The sequence below is a fragment of the Marinisporobacter balticus genome (assembly GCF_004345705.1).
Taxonomy (GTDB): Bacteria; Bacillota; Clostridia; order Peptostreptococcales; family Thermotaleaceae; genus Marinisporobacter; species Marinisporobacter balticus.
This window is the reverse complement of the sequence record NZ_SLWV01000008.1, coordinates 15,088-32,541: the sequence shown is the minus strand read 5'-3', so window position 1 is coordinate 32,541 and position 17,454 is coordinate 15,088. Positions and strand designations below refer to the sequence as shown.

The following is a 17,454-nucleotide window of genomic DNA, read 5'->3' as shown; positions in this document are numbered from 1 at the left end:
GTATCATGAATTTTTTAGAAAGTGTACAGGTGGCAATGAATGCCATTTGGGTAAATAAAATGCGCTCACTGCTTACGATGTTAGGCATTATTATTGGGATATCTTCTGTTATTACAGTAGTTACATTAGGGCAGGGAAGTCAAAGTGCAATCGATAAAGAATTTGAACAATTTGGTACAGGTAGAGCATATATCGGCACGAATTGGAGAGAAACGCTTACGCAAAAGGATTATTTAACTACGAGTGATATAGAAGCATTAAAGAATGCTTTTGGAGATAAATTCGATGCGATCATTCAGAGTTTAGAAGAAAGTGGAAAAATCAAATCGAAAAATGAAATCATTAAGGTATCACTGGTGGGTGGAAATGAAAATTATGACAAAATTGAAAAGGTAAACATGATAAATGGAAGGTACTTAACAAACAGTGATGTAAAGGCAAAACGATCGGTAGCAATTATTGACAACGAAACATCTATGGATATTTTTGGAAGAAGCAATGTTTTAGGAGAAAACATTATGGTGGATATGGGATATACCAAAACATCTTTTGTAATCGTAGGTTTGTACGAAGAACCAAAGAGCAATCTTGGTAATATGGGAGGCGGCGAAAAAACGCCAAAAATATTTGTACCTGTATCAACGCTAGCAAAAGTAAGGGGTATGGGTGAACATATTTGGGGGATCGATCTAAGCATAAAAAAAGGGATAGATGCAAATAGTACGATTGAAAAGATGATAAAGCTATTAGAAAGAAGACATGGAAATGATGGAGAAAACAAGTATAGAAGTTATACAGCAGAAGGAGAAATGGAATCTGTCAATAAGGTTACAGGAGTAATCACTGCTGTTGTAAGTGCCATTGCTGCAATATCTCTTGTGGTTGGCGGTATTGGGGTTATGAATATTATGCTTGTTTCAGTTACAGAAAGAACGAGAGAGATCGGTATAAGAAAAGCAATTGGTGCAAAACGAAAAGATATACTACTGCAATTTTTAGTAGAATCCATCATTGTATCAGGTATTGGAGGGGTTATTGGAACGCTCTTAGGGATAGGAATATCTATCATCATTGCAAATTTTATAAAAATACCTCCAAGCGTATCTATCAGTACCATAGCTATTGCATGGATCTTCTCAGCAGGGGTTGGGGTTTTCTTTGGGATATATCCTGCAAACAAAGCTTCAAAATTAGATCCGATTGAAGCTTTAAGATATGAGTAGTATTTTTATGTATGATATAAAACGAAAAAATAAGAAACTAGGCAAGTGATTATTCAAAAACCAAAAAATATAGAACCATTACCTTAATATACAAATCCAGAAGATTCCTCTGGATTTGTATATTTTACTTACGAGGAAATGCTAGATTGTGAATAACTACCGTATGAAATAGTTTTTAAAAGATTTTGTTTGCGAAATGAGTAGCTGCGACAGATGTATATGAATTTTTTTATATAAGGCTACAAATAATATAGATAACCTATGCTAAATCTTGATGCTATTTTAAGTTTTGGATGGGTTATTTGTGCAAAGATAAGTTTAAAACAGAGGAGGAATATTATATGGCAAGTTCAGAACAATTACAAGCAGTAGCAGAGAATTGTAGTCAGTTTAGAAGTGTCTATGAAGGAACCTTTACTTCTGAAATTGGGGCAAATTGTACCTGTGAAAATTGCAAACATTTCACAAAAGCGCATAAATGTGATATTGATCTGGTGGATAAAATCCTTATAAAAATTACGGATGAAGGGTAAAATAAAAAATATATTTTAAGATGGAAAGATTGACTTTGCTATAAATTATAGTATAATGTGTTTAGGTGATGGAGCTCACCTTTAAACATTGCAAATTGCAGTTGATGGCTCCTACTTAGATCGTATACATCTAAGTAGGAGTTTTTTGTTTTTTAAAATGTCTTATTTGTAATTTCATTGGGTAAATGAGCAGTTGCGATAGCGGTGTTAGAATATTTTGTAAAAGAAGGGATGATAGATATGGGATTTAGTTTAGCAATTATTATTCTCTTAGGTTTAGCATTAAATAAAATATTTGATGCAATAAAGCTTCCTGGACTACTAGGTATGTTGATATTAGGAATCATGATTGGACCCTATGGATTGAATATTATTAGCGCTGATATTTTAGATATTTCAGCGGATTTACGAAAAATTGCATTGATTGTTATATTGATCAGAGCTGGTCTTGGTATAAAAAGAGATGCTTTGAAGAAGGTAGGGATTCCAGCTATAAAAATGAGTTGTATTCCAGGACTTTGTGAAGGATTTATGGTCATGTTATTGGCCAGTTACTTATTTGGTATATCCAAAATAGAAGCGGGTATGTTAGGATTTATTATAGCAGCTGTATCTCCTGCGGTTGTAGTACCCCTTATGCTGTCATTTATTGATAGCGGATTGGGTGAAAAAAAAGGAATTCCTACCCTGATACTTGCAGGTGCATCTATTGATGATGTTTTTGCCATTACCATCTTTTCAAGTTTCTTAGGGATGTATACAGGGAAAAATGTAAATATTTCTATGCAGATCGCAGGAATTCCTATATCTATTATTTTGGGAATTCTTATGGGACTAATAATGAGTATGGTGATGCTGGTTCTTTTTCGAAGATATCATATAAGGGATACAAAAAAGACCCTAATACTATTAGCAGCAGCAATTGTGCTTACTACTATTGAAGAATATTTTAAGGGAATCATTCCTATTGCAAGTTTGTTAGGCGTGATGATGGTGGGATTCTATATACGTGAAAAATCTTCTAAAATCGCAGATGCATTATCTCAAAAGTTCAATAAAATATGGGTTTTTGCAGAATTAATGCTATTTGTTTTAGTGGGAGCACAGGTAAATATTGATGTAGCTTTTAATTCAGGAATTTTAGGTCTTGTGGTGATTGCGATAGGACTACTTGCAAGATGTATGGGTGTGTTCATATCTACTTTGGCGACAGAACTGAATTGGAAAGAAAGAGTTTTTTGTATGATTGCATACGTACCTAAAGCAACTGTACAAGCAGCGATTGGTGCTGTACCACTGGAAGCGGGTGTTGCATCGGGAGAATTAATATTGGCAATTGCAGTACTTTCTATTATTATTACAGCGCCACTAGGAGCTATAGGAATAAAAGTATTTGGAGAAAAATGGTTGACTCACAGAGCGGAATAAAATATTTTCGAAGAACTTTGAGCAACGGAATTTCACAAATAAAAACCTGCGTATGCTGAACCATACGCAGGTTTTTTGCATATATAGAATTAAGAAAAAAATTAAACTTATTTTTGATGGTCCCTAATAAAAAAAGGAGATGAAAAAATTGGGTGTTGAGGAAGCAAGTAAAGCATTAACCTTGTTTAATATGGAATTTCTTTCTTCTGTCACAGCGATGATTTTGGCAGTGAATCTGATCACACAAGTGATAAAAGAAGTGTTTTTAAGGGAAAATATAGGGCAAAGAATTCCTAAGATCATTACATTGTTAGCATCTACGATGGTTGTCTCTGCCTATCACTATCGTCTTTGGATAAAAAGTCCAGTTATTTTTGATTACTCCATCATAGAACTCTTGTTTTTAATCTTTCTTAATAGTATATTTATTGCTGCATTGTCTATGGGAAATTATAAGGTGCTAAATTTGACAAAAGATAAAGAAGTAAGAAAGATGAAGGAACAGATGGTGATAAACGAGGTAAAACTTCAGAAAAATCATGAGGAAAAAGAAGATTTTGGGGAATTGTTTTAAACAGGGATTGTAGTAAATTTTGCTATTTGTAATATCTTTGGATATAATATAAAAAAGTGTTCTTTTGGAAGATTATAATTTCCTATAGACTATAAAAATATGAACAAAAGATAAGGAAGGTGCGTAGTGTGAGTAAGTTATTATCTCCTAAAAATGGTGGGTTTTTCATAACGCTTGCTATAGAAAGCAGTTGTGATGAAACATCTGCTGCAGTTTTGAAAAATGGTCGAGAAGTTTTATCGAATATTATTTCTTCACAAATAGATGTGCATAAGAAATTTGGAGGTGTTGTTCCTGAGGTTGCATCTAGAAAACATGTTGAAAATATAGATATGGTTATTCAAGAAGCCCTTGATGAAGCGCATGTTACATTAGGTGATGTTGATCATATAGGAGTTACATATGGACCAGGTCTTGTAGGGGCTTTACTAGTGGGATTATCTACAGCAAAAGCCATGGCCTATGCAACAAATACGCCACTCGTTGGGGTAAACCATATTGAAGGACATATTTGTGCAAATTATATAGAACACAGGGAGCTTAAACCTCCTTTTTTATGCTTGGTTGTATCAGGAGGACATACTCATCTTGTCTATGTAAAAGATTATGGGGATTATGATATTTTAGGAAGAACAAGAGATGATGCAGTAGGGGAAGCTTTTGATAAAGTGGCGAGAGCGATGGGACTAGGATATCCTGGAGGACCGATTATAGATGATATTTCAAAAAATGGAAATGAAAAAGCAATGACCTTTCCAAGAATATACTTAGAAAAGGATCAATTTGATTTTAGTTTTAGTGGATTAAAATCAGCTGTATTAAATTATCTAAATTCTCAAAAACAGAAGGATATACCAATTAAAGTAGAAGATGTAGCAGCAAGCTTTCAAGCTGCGGTTATAGAAGTATTAGTGAATAAAACAATAAAGGCAGCAAAGCTTAAGGCTGTGGATACCATCGTTGTAGCAGGTGGGGTAGCTGCGAATAGTCAATTAAGAGAAGTGCTTAAAGAGGAAGGAGAAAAAGAAGGATTTTGTATAAAATATCCATCTACGAAATTATGTACAGATAATGCAGCTATGATTGGCTGTGCAGCATATTACAACTATTTAAATGGATTGATTTCAGATTTATATTTAAATGCGATTCCAAATTTGAAGTTGGGAGAAAGCAGATGAAAAATTATTCAGAAAATTTTGTGGATAAAAATGTGGATAATGTGGATAAAAGATCATTGTTTAGTAAAACTGGATGATTTCCAAATGAACATGTGGATAAAAGATCATTGTTTAGTAAAACTGGATGATTTCCAAATGAACATGTGGATAACTTAGGAAAAAATGTGGAAAAACTGTGAGTATAAATGGGTATAAGTATACCCTATCATATATATGTTATTAACATATAAAATATGCATAAAAAATTTGTATGCTATACCGTAAGTACTCATTTCGTTATGCGCGTTATTCATATTAAAAAAACAAGTAGTTTGGATAATCCAAACTACTTGTTTTCTTCTACATAATTAACAATGTCGCCAATGTTTTTGAAACCTTCTGCAACTTCATCAGGAATTTCAACATCAAATTCATCTTCGATTGCCATGATAATTTCAACAGCATCAAGTGAATCTGCTTCTAAATCACCCATAAGAGAAGTTTTCATTGCGATTTCTCGATCTTCGTCTAGTCCTAATTGATCAATAATAATTTCTTTTATTTTTTCAAAACTCATAATATATATACCTCCCTAAAATAATTCATAAATCCACACTTGTGGGTTTTATCGTGATTATTTTACCACATATAGATAAAAAATACTATAAAAAATATTGATTTTTTATTGGTAGAAGATAGAAAAATATCCCTGCATCTTTATACTAAAAAATCTTCCCACTTTTCATAAAGTGATGTGAGTTCTATTTTTAAACTAGTAGATGTTTCATGAAGCTGTTTACTTTTTTTAGGATCAGAATAAATTTCTTCTTTGCACATTTCTTGTTCAAGATGACGAATATGATCCTCTAAGGAGGCTATTTTTTCTTCAAGTTCTTGCAAATCTTTTTTTTGCTTACGTTCTTCTCGTTGTTTTTCCTTTTCTTTACGTTTTTCATCTTTCAACTGGGTTTTTGTCTTGCTAATATCCGGTACAAAAATAGAAGATTCTTCTAGAAATTTCTTTTTTTCTTGATAATACTTATAATTCCCTAGATATTCATCAGCGCCTTCTGAAGAAAGAACCAAAAGCTTGGTGGCTACTTTATTTAAGAAATAACGATCATGAGAAATTACAAACAAGGTACCGTCGTAATGGGTCAGTGCTTCTTCTAAAATCTCTTTAGAAGCAATATCTAAGTGGTTCGTTGGCTCATCAATGAGTAAAAAATTAGCTTTTGAAAGTATAAGCTTAAGTAAAGAGACACGACTTTTTTCTCCGCCACTTAACGTAGATATTTGCTTGAATACGTCATCGCCACTAAACAAGAAAGATCCAAGGAGTGTTCGGATTTCTGTTTGTGTAAAATGAATATTTCCATTCCAAATTTCATCGATAATGGTATTGTGCTTATTTAAACTAGATTGCTCTTGATCAAAATATCCGATAGATACATTATGACCTAATCGAAGCAATCCTGTATCAGAGGGGAGCTTATCGAGGAGAATTTTAAATAATGTGGACTTACCAATGCCATTAGGACCTATAAGACCCACTTTTTCTCCTCTATATATACGAAAACTAACATCTTTAAATAGATGATTTTCTCCAAAACTTTTGGATAAATTTTCAACTTGTAAAATATCTTCCCCACTTTTCACTTGTGTTTCAAAATGGATTTTTGCGTTTTTATTAAAGAGAAGGGGCTTGTCTACTAAATCTATGTGCGCTAATTTCTTTTCTCTACTCTTTGCCCGTTTTGCTAGCTTTTCAGTACCATGTTGCTTAAATCTACGAATGATTTCTTCTTGTTTTTCGAGTTCTTTTTGTTGAATGAGAAATTCCTTTTGTTGTTGTTCATAGATTATTTTTTTCTTTTCAACGTAATAAGTGTAATTGCCATTATACTGGGTAAGATTTTTATTTTCGATTTCATAGATTTTGTCTACTGTCTCATCTAAAAAGTATCGATCATGAGAGATAAGAAGAATGCTTCCACTATATGATTTAAGGAAAGATTCAAGCCATTCTACCGCATCAATATCAAGATGGTTTGTGGGTTCATCCAACAATAAAACAGCTGGTTTTCTAAGCAATAACTTTGCTAGATTTACCCGTGTTTTTTGTCCACCGCTTAGCTCTATGATGGGTTGGTGAAATTCTTCTTCAGAAAAACCTAAGCCTTTTAATACACCACGTATTTCACTTTGATAACCATAACCATTTTTATGCTGAAATTCTTCTGTAGTTTGCGCATAAAGATCCATCAGCTTGGTTAAACTTTCTGATGGGTTAAGACTTTGTTTTGTGATTTGATTCTCTAGATCTCTTAAGTGTTCTTCCATTTTAATTAAATGGTCAAACACGTGAAGCACTTCACCCCAAATTGTATCTGAAGAGGATAAAGTGAGGGTTTGTTCTAAGTAGCCGAGATTCATATTTTTAGACAGATACAGCTCTCCACGATCATAAGTGTATTCTCCAATAATGATTTTAAATAGGGTTGATTTCCCTGCACCATTTGCACCCACTAATCCTATTTTATCTCCACTGTTTATCGTAAAAGATATATTTTCCAATATGATATCAATTCCAAAGGATTTATAGATACCATTACATGACATTGCGATCATAAAACGCCTCCTTACAGATATATTCATATTATATTGTATCAAAAAAATGGAAAAGATAAAATGGAAAGTGTATAGCAAGATGTTTTTGGCTAAATTGACATATATATACCACAATGATATAATGTGTAATAAAAAATAATTCGGGAGATAAAGGAAGATCAATATGGAAAAAGGAAATATAAAAATATCAATGGCTGTGATTCGAAGATTACCTAAATATAGAAGATATTTAGAAGAATTATTAGATAAGGGAATTGATCGGATTTCTTCTAGAGAGTTAAGTAAGATTATTGGTTTTACAGCTTCGCAGATTAGGCAGGATTTAAACAACTTTGGAGGGTTTGGACAGCAAGGATACGGATACAATGTTGCTGCACTTTATGAAGAAATAGGGAAAATTCTAGGATTAGATAATCGTTATAGTACAATTATTGTAGGAGCAGGAAATCTAGGGCAAGCAATAGCAAACTATACAAACTTTGAGAAATCTGGATTTATCCCTAAAGCAATGTTCGATATTAATCCACGACTAATCGGTTTAAGGATTAGAGACATTGAAGTAATGGACTCAGATAAAATGGAAGAATATATTAAAGAAAATAATATCGATATCGGGATTATCTGCACAAATAAAGAACGTGCACAAGATGTAGCAGATCAACTTATTAGAAGTAACATAAAAGGAATATGGAACTTTGCACCTACAGATTTGGATATTCCTGAAAATGTGATGACCGAAAATGTTCATTTAAGTGAAAGTTTGTATACATTATCTTTTTTATTAAAACATAATTCTTTAGAATAGATTGTGTGAAAATATGTAAAAAAATTTTACAAAAACTGTCCGGTAAAGAAAACAGTGTATCAAACAACAAACAAATTGACATCAAATTAACAAAATTCAATGTGAAAATGTATAAAACAAAGCCTAAAGGTGTACAGAAAAATGTACATCTTTTTATTTTTGCATCAAAATGATTGGATTAAAATAGAATAGATATCTATACAAATATATAAATATTGTAATAAATGGAATGGAATATCTTTAGAAAAGAACGGTAGAATAATGAACTTAAAAGTCAAACAAAGTGAAACACTAGCATATGATCTTTCTAAATAATAAAAGGTTTCGTATATTGTAAAAAAATATAAATGATTTAAAATATAAAAATCATATTGAATGTTTGGCATAGTTTATGCTAATATAATAACTGTAACTGTGAAAAAAATGTCAATTTTTAAATAGAATAGAGGAGGGAATTAATGTGCAATTCAAATTAACCAAAGAACAAGAAATGGTTAGAAAGATGGTTAGAAGCTTTGCAGAAAATGAAGTAAAGCCATTAGCAGAAGAAGTAGATGAAACGGAAAGATTTCCATGGGAAACCGTTGAAAAAATGGCTAGATATCATATGCTAGGAACTTTCGTTCCAAAAGAATACGGTGGAGCAGGAGCAGATGAAGTAGCTTATGCAATTACTGTAGAAGAACTTTCAAGAGCATGTGGAACAACAGGTGTTATTTGTTCAGCACACAGTTCATTATGTGCATGGCCAATTATGAAATATGGTACAGAAGAACAAAAACAAAAATATTTAGTGCCACTTGCAAAAGGTGAAAAATTAGGTGCATTTGGTTTAACAGAACCAAATGCAGGAACAGATGCAGCAGGACAACAAACAACTGCAGAATTAGATGGGGATGAGTGGATCATCAATGGTTCTAAAATCTTTATCACAAATGGTGGTACTGCAGAGATTTATGTAGTCATGGCAATGACAGATACAACAAAAGGAACAAGAGGAATTAGTGCATTTATTATTGAAAAAGATACACCAGGATTTACTATTGGTAAAAAAGAAAAGAAAATGGGGATTAAAGGGTCAGCTACAACAGAACTTATTTTTGAGAACTGTAGAATTCCTAAAGAAAACCTATTAAGTGACATCGGAAAAGGTTTTAAAGTTGCAATGACGACTCTTGATGGTGGTAGAATTGGGATCGCATCTCAAGCACTAGGCATCGCACAAGGGGCTTTAGAGGAAACCATTAAATATACAAAAGAAAGAGAACAATTTGGTAGACCGCTTGCAAAATTCCAAGCATTACAATTCGAAATGGCGGATATGGAAACAAGAGTGCAAGCAGCAAGACACTTAGTTTATAATGCAGCATGGAGAAAATCAGCAGGATTATCTTATGGAAAAGAAGCAGCGATGGCAAAATTATTTGCAGCTGAAACAGCGATGTATGTAGCAACAAAAGCGGTTCAATTACATGGTGGATATGGATATACAAGAGAATATCCAGTAGAAAGAATGATGAGAGATGCAAAAATTACAGAAATTTATGAAGGTACTTCAGAAGTACAAAAAATGGTAATTGCTGCAAGCATTTTAAAATAATTGAAGTACTTATTTAAATAAATAAATAAATAGTATAGATCATTTTATATAGATGGGATAAAAGGAGGAAGAAAGATGAAGGTAATAGTTTGTGTAAAGCAAGTTCCAGATACAAACGAAGTTAAAATAGATCCTGTAAAAGGAACCCTTATTCGTGATGGTGTTCCAAGTATTTTAAATCCAGATGATGCAAATGCATTAGAAGAGGCGCTAGCGCTAAAAGATCAATATGAAGATGTACACGTAACTGTAGTTACAATGGGACCTCCTCAAGCAGATGAAATGTTAAGAGAATGTTTAGCAATGGGTGCTGACGAAGCGGTTTTACTTAGTGATAGAGCTTTTGCAGGTGCGGATACTTGGGCAACTTCAAATACAATTGCAGCAGCAGTAAGAAAAATTGCAGATTATGATATTATATTTGCTGGAAGACAAGCAATCGATGGAGATACTGCACAAGTTGGACCTCAATTAGCAGAGAGAATCAATATACCACAGATTACTTATGTACAAGATTTCAAAATAGAAGGAAAAGAAGTGACTGTACAAAGACAATTAGAAGATGGTTATGAAATAATCAAAGTACAAACACCCGTATTACTTACTGCAATCAAAGAATTAAACAAACCAAGATATATGTCTGTAAAAGGAATCTATGAAGCCTGCAAGCAAGATATAATCGTTTGGTCAGCAAATGACTTAGGCGTTGATAAGAGCGAAGTAGGATTAGATGCATCACCAACAAAAGTATTCCGTTCATTTACACCAGCACCAAAAGGAAAAGGTATAATGTTACAAGGAACGACAAAAGAAATGGTAGAAAAACTAGCTGTTAGCTTAAAACAAAAACATATCATCTAATATAGGAATTGGAGGGAGAAAAATGGCTGTTGTCATATTACAAGATAAATGTAGGGGATGTAAGCTTTGCCTAAAAGCATGTCCTTTTGATGCAATCGATATGGTAGGCAAACTTGCTGTAATCAATGAAAAGTGTACTGCTTGTGGTGCTTGTGTAGAGGCATGTCCTTTTGAAGCGATCGAAAAGCAAGTAGCAGAGGCGCCGAAGAAAGATTTATCTGCATACAAAAATGTATGGGTATTTGCTGAGCAAAGAGCGGGAAAAGTTATGCCTGTAGCAATCGAACTATTAGGAGAAGGTAGAAAATTAGCAGATGAAATCGGCGTAGAGCTATGTGCAATTGTACTTGGAAATAATATTGAAGGTTTAGCGAAGGAATTGGCTCAATATGGTGCAGATAAAGTGTATATAGCAGAGCATGAATTACTAGAGACATTTACTACGGATGGATATACAAAAGTAATCACAGATGCCATTAATGAAATCAAACCAGAAATCGTGCTACTTGGGGCTACACATATCGGACGCGATTTAGCACCGAGAGTAGCTGCGAGAGTAGATACTGGACTTACAGCAGATTGTACAAAACTTGAAATAGATCCAGAAGATAAAAAAATCAAGCAAACACGTCCAGCATTTGGTGGAAACATCATGGCGACAATTGTATGTCCAAACCACAGACCACAAATGTCTACAGTAAGACCAGGGGTTATGGACAAAGCGCATAAAGATGATTCTAAATGCGGAGAAATCATTAAGCTTGATGTGAAATTAACAAAAACGGATGTGAGAACAGAAGTTTTAGAGATTATTAAAACAGTAGGAGAATTAGTATCTTTAACAGATGCAGAGTTTATTGTATCTGGTGGACGTGGAATTGGAAATGCTGATGGCTTTAAATTAATCAAAGAATTAGCAGATAAATTAGGTGGTGTAGTGGGTGCATCCCGTGCGACTGTTGATGCTGGATGGATTGATCATTCTCATCAGGTAGGTCAAACAGGTACTACAGTTAAGCCAACAATCTATATTGCCTGTGGTATTTCTGGAGCGATCCAACATTTAGCGGGTATGCAAAGTTCAGATGTGATCATTGCAATCAATAAAAATGCAAATGCACCCATTTTTGATGTTGCAGATTATGGAATTGTTGGAGACTTATATGATGTAATTCCTCAATTAATACAATCCTTAGACAAAGTGGATGACCTTGTAGCATCATTAAAAGAAGTTGCAGTAGCAAAATAAATTATAAATGTTTTTAAATATACGGGCGACTGACTCAACGAGCAGTTGACCCATTTTTTATGCAAAAAAACAAGTATGATTTTGATAATAATTGAAAGAAATTATCAATAATGATATAATAACAGCATATTAGAAAGATTAGGGGATAAAGATGGCAAACTATTATAATGAAATTAATAAAATGATGGATAAGTTGATGCATAAGGTCTTGGTTTATGATCGAAAAGGTTTCAAAATAGGAGGAAAAGCAGAAAATTTATCTTTATTAGATATACATATTTTAAGAAAAATTGGGCAGGTGAAAAATAAAAGACTTTATGAATTGGTAGAAGATATGGAAATGGACCGAGGTTTGATTGCATCTGTTACAAAGAAGCTTATATTAAACGGATATATTTTAAAAGAGAAAGATCATGAGGATAAAAGGGTATATATATTAAAGCTTACAAATATAGGGAAAAAAATGTATGAAAAAACACTAGAAATACAAGAGGTTTTATTAAATTTTGTATTGGCGGATGTGACTTTAAATGAAGAAAAGGCAATACTGAAATTTTTAAGCAAAATAAATCAAACCACATTGTTTTGTAGTAAGGATACTGTTGATACAAAAAAATAATAATACCCTAACAAGTAGGTAGGGCATTATTATTTTATGTATTTGAAATTATTCTGCAACAGGTGCATCTACAGGACAAACATTTGCACAAGCACCACAATCGATACAAGATGCTGCATCAATTACATATTTGTCGTCTCCAGCGCTGATTGCACTAACTGGACATTCTGGTTCACAAGCACCACAACTAATACATGCTTCATTAATTACATAAGCCATAATAAAATCCTCCTCTAAACTTAAATAGTTTTATAATTTTTTACATCTTGACATGACTATATTCTAACAAAATATACATAGAGGGACAACAAAAAATAAGAAAAAATCCTTTTAAAATACAAAAATATAATGATTATCGTTCTATATTAATTTGGAAAGGGAGAATCGATATGAAGATCATTGGCCTTGTTGGATCGAGTGGTACAGGGAAAAGCTATAGAGCCATTAGTCTTGCGCATGAAAAGGATATTGACTACATTATTGACGATGGATTGCTTATAAAAGGGAACAAAATTTTGGGAGGCAAATCTGCAAAAAGGCAGAATACTTCTGTGACAGCAGTAAAAACGGCGCTATTTATGCATAAAGAACATAGAGAAGAAGTAATGAATGCAATTAAAAAAGAGGAGCCAAATGGAATACTCATCTTAGGAACTTCTAAAAGGATGATTCAAAAGATTGCGACACAGTTAAAAGTAGATGGGATTTATGAATATGTATCTATTGAAGAAATTTCTTCTGAAGAAGAAAGAAAAATAGCCAAAAAACAAAGAACAGAATTAGGAAAACATGTGATCCCTGTTCCAACTTTCGAAATAAAAAAAAATTTTTCGGGATATTTTATAGATCCTTTAAAAATATTAAGAAAGAAAAAAGACGATACGATGCAAATATCTGAAAAATCTATTGTTAGACCTACCTTTAGTTATATGGGAAAATATACAATTTCTGACAAAGTCATTAGTGATTTAACCCAGCATGCTGTCAAGCAGATAAAAGGAATAGATAAGGTTTTAAGGGTAAATGTGCGCAATTATCCAGATGGTATTGTGATGCATATAGAGTTTACGATTCTTTATGGAAAACCTATACACAAATTAGTTAGAAATGCTCAAGAGAAGATAAAACAAGAAGTAGAGGATATGACAGCGCTTAATATCGTTGCTATAAACGTAGTGATAAAGAAGATAATTGTTGCGGAATAATTAATATTTATACAAAATGTCCTACACATCGCATACAAAATATAAATCTACAGGAATACATTTTGTGTGCGTTATTCAATTTTCTATATATTCAGTTTTTTTGTACGTCGATGTGTAAATGAATATAAATGATAACGTTTACAAAGACATAGGGTTGTGCTATAATCACATTGACATGATGAAACACACAAAATATAAAGTATTTATATCATGAGGAGGTTTAAGAAAATGGCAAAACAATTAAATGCACAGAAATACATCGAAGACGTTATTGCGAAAGTAAAAAAAACAGATGCAGATCAGCCAGAGTTTTTACAAACAGTGGAAGAAGTATTAGCTTCTCTACAACCAGTAATGGAAAAAAATCCAAAATATATGGAAGCAAATCTTTTAGAGAGATTTGTAGAGCCTGAAAGACAAATTATTTTCAGAGTACCATGGGTTGATGATCAAGGTGAATTACAAGTAAATCGTGGATTTAGAGTACAATTTAATGGCGTGATTGGACCTTATAAAGGCGGACTTAGATTCCATCCTTCTGTATACCTTGGAATTATTAAATTCTTAGGATTTGAGCAAATTTTAAAGAATTCATTAACAGGTCTTCCAATCGGAGGGGGTAAAGGTGGTTCTGATTTCGATCCTAGAGGAAAATCTGATGCTGAAATTATGAGATTTTGCCAAAGCTTCATGACAGAATTATATAGACATATTGGACCAGATGTTGACGTTCCAGCTGGAGATATTGGTGTTGGTGGAAGAGAAATCGGATACCTTTATGGACAATACAGAAGAATTAGAGGCGCGTTTGAAAACGGCGTGTTAACAGGAAAAGGATTAGCTTATGGTGGAAGCTTGATTAGACCAGAAGCTACAGGTTTTGGTATTACTTATTTCTGTCAAGAAATGTTAAAGCATGAAGGGACAAGCTTTGAAGGTAAAACAGTTGCTTTATCAGGATTTGGTAATGTTACTTGGGGAACAGCAATCAAAGTTACTGAATTAGGCGGTAAAGTAGTTACATTATCAGGACCAGATGGATATATCTATGATAAAGATGGTGTTTCTGGAGAAAAAATTGAGTACTTACTAGAAATGCGTAATTCAGGTAGAGATAAAGTAAAAGATTATGCAGATAAGTTTGGTGCTGAGTTCCATGCAGGAGAAAAACCATGGAATGTGAAAGTTGATATCGTAATTCCATGTGCAACACAAAATGATATTCACTTAGAGCATGCAAAACAAATTGTTGCAAATGGTGTTAAGTTTGTTTGTGAAGGTGCGAATATGCCTTGTACAAATGAAGCGGTTGAATATTTCCAAGAAAAAGGTGTACTTGTAGGACCTGCTAAGGCTGCAAATGCTGGTGGTGTTGCTACATCTGCGCTTGAAATGGCTCAAAATAGTATGAGATACTCTTGGACAGCAGAAGAAGTAGATCAAAAATTACATCAAATTATGGTGAATATCCATGATAATTCTGCTAAAGCGTCTGAAGAATATGGATTTGGATATAACTTAGTTGCTGGTGCAAATATTGCTGGCTTCTTAAAAGTTGCTGAGGCAATGTACGCACAAGGAACTTATTAAGCAATATATATAAATAAGGTAAAAAAGAGAATTCCAGTTTTGGAATTCTCTTTTTGATTGATATATTATTACGGTTTATGAACGAATATTACAATTTAGAGACAATTAGGATAATTTATCAAAAGATATATTAAAATAGATATGAGGAGGGATGAAAAATGAAAAACAATTTTAAATATATGCTTTTGATAGTACTTATGCTTTTGGCTAGTGGAATCTTTTTGATTAGCTATGCTGAGGATGGAATAGGCTATTTTCCGCCACAGCCAAAGGATATTACGGTGTTGGTATCAAAGCCAAATATAAGTATACAATTAATTTTAAACAACAATAAGGTAAAAGAAATGGAGATGAAATTAAATGGAAATCAAGTGGATGCGCAGTATGACCCAGCCATTCAGACCATTTCATATAAACCTAAAAATCCCCTTAAACAAGGGAATTACAAAGTAGATTTATCTATTCATTTAGAAGGTTGGAAGCCTATTACGCAAAGTTGGCAGTTTCGCGTGAGTGAAAATGCAGTAGATACATTGCCTGCTACTACAGATGCACAAAAAAATGCACTAAATTATGTGAATCGATATAGAAAACTTTTAAGTCTTTCAGAATTTAAATTAGATGATGCTTTAAATGCATCTGCAATGGCGCATTCTAATTATATGGCAATTAACAACAAATTAAATCATGATGAATCTACGAATAATAAAGGCTTTACTGGAATTTCGCTTTATAATCGCGTAGGTACTTTTGGATATATAGGAAGCAATGTAGCTGAAAATATTAGTTCTGGACAAAAAGATTATCAAGAGGCTATAGATGGTTTGGTGGATGCACCTTATCATCGGATTGCATGGATAAATCCTTTTATGATAGATTTAGGCTATGGGGTAAAGAATAAATACTATACATTTGACTTTGGAGGAAACAAAGATCTAAAAGATCAGACGATTCTCTACCCTAAAGAAAATCAAAACCATGTACCCATTTCATGGGATAACAATGAAATACCCAATCCATTAAGGTTTTATGGAAAATCAGGAAAAGTCGGATATCCTATTTCTTTCTCTTATTTCAGTAAGAATAATATTGAAAAATTGACCATTGAAAAGGCAACGTTAAAAAACAGTAAAGGGAATATGGTGGAGGTCTATATCAATACACCAGAGAAGGATAAGAAACTTCAGGAAAGCATATTGATCATTCCGAAGAAGCCTTTGGGAAAAGGTGAAAAATATACTGCATCCATTGAAGGAAAGATTTTATTTAAGGATAAAGTTGCAAAAGTAATTAACAAGACATGGACGTTTACAACAGAAGTAGATGAAAAAGACAAAAACGCATGGATGAAAGAATTTATCTATATAGATATAGAAGGACATTGGGCACAAAAATATATACTGGATTTAAGTGAAAAAGGGATCATATCTGAAAAAGAAAATGATCGTTATAAACCTAATGACAAAATCACGAGAGCAGAATTTACAGAAATGATTGTGAAAGCTTTAGGGATAAAAACAAAAGTGCATCAAGTCATTTTTAAAGATGTAAACAAGAAAACCGATAAGGCATTGTATATTGAAGCCGCTTATAGAGAAGGAATTATAAAAGGGATGGGAGATGGCACCTTTCATCCAAATCGTACGATCAAAAGAGAAGAAATTGCAGCGCTTATTATAAAAGGTTATGAGAAAAAAGGCGACTTAAATAAAATAAAACAATTGCCTACGCTATCTTTTAAAGACAACGATGATATAAGCCCTTGGGCTGTTAAATATGTAAAAGCAGCTTATGAACTAGGGATCATAAAAGGGCGAGATACAGGCGCATTTTCACCAAAGGATTTCGCAACAAGAGCGGAAGCAGCTGTAATTGTAAAAAAATTATTGGAGAAAATTTGATAGTTTTATTGAAAAATGAATAAATATAAAAAAGCAGAGGATGCATAGAAAAATGCATTATCTGCTTTTTTATGCTAT

The 17,454-nt window shown here is 33.0% G+C and carries 16 protein-coding genes and 1 riboswitch; of the genes, 13 read left to right on the top strand and 3 right to left on the bottom strand.

What is annotated here, in order from left to right:
* The first annotated feature begins 5 nt into the window (after positions 1 to 5).
* The 5 genes from EV214_RS07580 to tsaD all read left to right on the top strand — a co-directional run bounded on the left by EV214_RS07580 (position 6) and on the right by tsaD (position 4,936).
* Positions 6 to 1,223: an ABC transporter permease gene (locus EV214_RS07580; RefSeq protein ID WP_132244366.1), complete on the top strand. Its 1,218-nt coding sequence runs from the start codon at positions 6 to 8 to the stop codon at positions 1,221 to 1,223.
* A gap of 341 nt (positions 1,224 to 1,564) precedes the next feature.
* Positions 1,565 to 1,756 (top strand): hypothetical protein, encoded by a 192-nt coding sequence (locus EV214_RS07575; protein ID WP_132244364.1) that lies wholly within the window; start codon positions 1,565 to 1,567, stop codon positions 1,754 to 1,756.
* Positions 1,757 to 1,811: 55 nt separating this feature from the next.
* A riboswitch (Fluoride riboswitch) is annotated at positions 1,812 to 1,877 on the top strand.
* Between the two features lie 119 nt (positions 1,878 to 1,996).
* Complete coding sequence (locus EV214_RS07570; protein WP_132244526.1) at positions 1,997 to 3,184, top strand: cation:proton antiporter; 1,188 nt, start codon at positions 1,997 to 1,999, stop codon at positions 3,182 to 3,184.
* 148 nt (positions 3,185 to 3,332) lie between these two features.
* The gene (locus tag EV214_RS07565; RefSeq protein WP_132244362.1) at positions 3,333 to 3,758 is read left to right on the top strand and encodes a hypothetical protein; all 426 of its coding nucleotides are present in this window, start codon (positions 3,333 to 3,335) and stop codon (positions 3,756 to 3,758) included.
* A 128-nt stretch (positions 3,759 to 3,886) separates the two neighbouring features.
* A complete protein-coding gene (gene tsaD, locus EV214_RS07560) occupies positions 3,887 to 4,936 on the top strand; it encodes a tRNA (adenosine(37)-N6)-threonylcarbamoyltransferase complex transferase subunit TsaD (RefSeq protein WP_243116591.1) in 1,050 nt (349 codons plus the stop codon).
* 325 nt (positions 4,937 to 5,261) lie between these two features.
* Here the strand turns inward: tsaD and acpP are convergent, their stop codons facing one another.
* Entirely contained in the window at positions 5,262 to 5,492 is a 231-nt protein-coding gene (acpP, locus tag EV214_RS07555) for an acyl carrier protein (RefSeq protein WP_132244360.1), read from the bottom strand.
* A 140-nt stretch (positions 5,493 to 5,632) separates the two neighbouring features.
* Positions 5,633 to 7,546: an ABC-F family ATP-binding cassette domain-containing protein gene (locus EV214_RS07550; protein WP_132244358.1), complete on the bottom strand. Its 1,914-nt coding sequence runs from the start codon at positions 7,544 to 7,546 to the stop codon at positions 5,633 to 5,635.
* A gap of 163 nt (positions 7,547 to 7,709) precedes the next feature.
* Here EV214_RS07550 and EV214_RS07545 point away from each other — a divergent pair, with 163 nt between their 5' ends.
* The 5 genes from EV214_RS07545 (at position 7,710) to EV214_RS07525 (ending at position 12,680) form a co-directional block, all read left to right on the top strand.
* Positions 7,710 to 8,351, top strand: a complete 642-nt coding sequence (locus EV214_RS07545) for a redox-sensing transcriptional repressor Rex (protein ID WP_132244356.1) — start codon at positions 7,710 to 7,712, stop codon at positions 8,349 to 8,351.
* 460 nt (positions 8,352 to 8,811) lie between these two features.
* Positions 8,812 to 9,951, top strand: a complete 1,140-nt coding sequence (locus tag EV214_RS07540; protein WP_132244354.1) for an acyl-CoA dehydrogenase — start codon at positions 8,812 to 8,814, stop codon at positions 9,949 to 9,951.
* A 75-nt stretch (positions 9,952 to 10,026) separates the two neighbouring features.
* The gene (etfB, locus tag EV214_RS07535) at positions 10,027 to 10,812 is read left to right on the top strand and encodes an electron transfer flavoprotein subunit beta (RefSeq protein ID WP_132244352.1); all 786 of its coding nucleotides are present in this window, start codon (positions 10,027 to 10,029) and stop codon (positions 10,810 to 10,812) included.
* 22 nt (positions 10,813 to 10,834) lie between these two features.
* On the top strand, positions 10,835 to 12,061 hold the full coding sequence (locus tag EV214_RS07530) for an electron transfer flavoprotein subunit alpha (protein ID WP_132244350.1): 1,227 nt from the start codon (positions 10,835 to 10,837) through the stop codon (positions 12,059 to 12,061).
* A gap of 151 nt (positions 12,062 to 12,212) precedes the next feature.
* Entirely contained in the window at positions 12,213 to 12,680 is a 468-nt protein-coding gene (locus tag EV214_RS07525) for a MarR family transcriptional regulator (RefSeq protein WP_132244348.1), read from the top strand.
* A gap of 48 nt (positions 12,681 to 12,728) precedes the next feature.
* On the opposite strand, the gene EV214_RS07520 is transcribed toward EV214_RS07525, so the two are convergent.
* A complete protein-coding gene (locus EV214_RS07520) occupies positions 12,729 to 12,899 on the bottom strand; it encodes a DUF362 domain-containing protein (protein ID WP_132244346.1) in 171 nt (56 codons plus the stop codon).
* A gap of 170 nt (positions 12,900 to 13,069) precedes the next feature.
* Here EV214_RS07520 and EV214_RS07515 point away from each other — a divergent pair, with 170 nt between their 5' ends.
* The 3 genes from EV214_RS07515 (at position 13,070) to EV214_RS07505 (ending at position 17,376) form a co-directional block, all read left to right on the top strand.
* Positions 13,070 to 13,885, top strand: a complete 816-nt coding sequence (locus tag EV214_RS07515; RefSeq protein WP_132244344.1) for an Asp23/Gls24 family envelope stress response protein — start codon at positions 13,070 to 13,072, stop codon at positions 13,883 to 13,885.
* Positions 13,886 to 14,113: 228 nt separating this feature from the next.
* Entirely contained in the window at positions 14,114 to 15,475 is a 1,362-nt protein-coding gene (gdhA, locus tag EV214_RS07510; protein WP_132244342.1) for an NADP-specific glutamate dehydrogenase, read from the top strand.
* A 158-nt stretch (positions 15,476 to 15,633) separates the two neighbouring features.
* The gene (locus EV214_RS07505) at positions 15,634 to 17,376 is read left to right on the top strand and encodes a CAP and S-layer homology domain-containing protein (protein ID WP_132244340.1); all 1,743 of its coding nucleotides are present in this window, start codon (positions 15,634 to 15,636) and stop codon (positions 17,374 to 17,376) included.
* Positions 17,377 to 17,454 lie beyond the last annotated feature (78 nt).

Coding starts and splice junctions, on each gene's coding strand:
- EV214_RS07580 (WP_132244366.1), top strand. CDS start 6: ATGAATTTTTTAGAAAGTGTACAGGTGGCAATGAATGCCATTTGGGTA.
- EV214_RS07575 (WP_132244364.1), top strand. CDS start 1,565: ATGGCAAGTTCAGAACAATTACAAGCAGTAGCAGAGAATTGTAGTCAG.
- EV214_RS07570 (WP_132244526.1), top strand. CDS start 1,997: ATGGGATTTAGTTTAGCAATTATTATTCTCTTAGGTTTAGCATTAAAT.
- acpP (WP_132244360.1), bottom strand. CDS start 5,492: ATGAGTTTTGAAAAAATAAAAGAAATTATTATTGATCAATTAGGACTA.
- EV214_RS07550 (WP_132244358.1), bottom strand. CDS start 7,546: ATGATCGCAATGTCATGTAATGGTATCTATAAATCCTTTGGAATTGAT.
- EV214_RS07545 (WP_132244356.1), top strand. CDS start 7,710: ATGGAAAAAGGAAATATAAAAATATCAATGGCTGTGATTCGAAGATTA.
- etfB (WP_132244352.1), top strand. CDS start 10,027: ATGAAGGTAATAGTTTGTGTAAAGCAAGTTCCAGATACAAACGAAGTT.
- EV214_RS07530 (WP_132244350.1), top strand. CDS start 10,835: ATGGCTGTTGTCATATTACAAGATAAATGTAGGGGATGTAAGCTTTGC.
- EV214_RS07525 (WP_132244348.1), top strand. CDS start 12,213: ATGGCAAACTATTATAATGAAATTAATAAAATGATGGATAAGTTGATG.
- EV214_RS07520 (WP_132244346.1), bottom strand. CDS start 12,899: ATGGCTTATGTAATTAATGAAGCATGTATTAGTTGTGGTGCTTGTGAA.
- EV214_RS07515 (WP_132244344.1), top strand. CDS start 13,070: ATGAAGATCATTGGCCTTGTTGGATCGAGTGGTACAGGGAAAAGCTAT.
- gdhA (WP_132244342.1), top strand. CDS start 14,114: ATGGCAAAACAATTAAATGCACAGAAATACATCGAAGACGTTATTGCG.
- EV214_RS07505 (WP_132244340.1), top strand. CDS start 15,634: ATGAAAAACAATTTTAAATATATGCTTTTGATAGTACTTATGCTTTTG.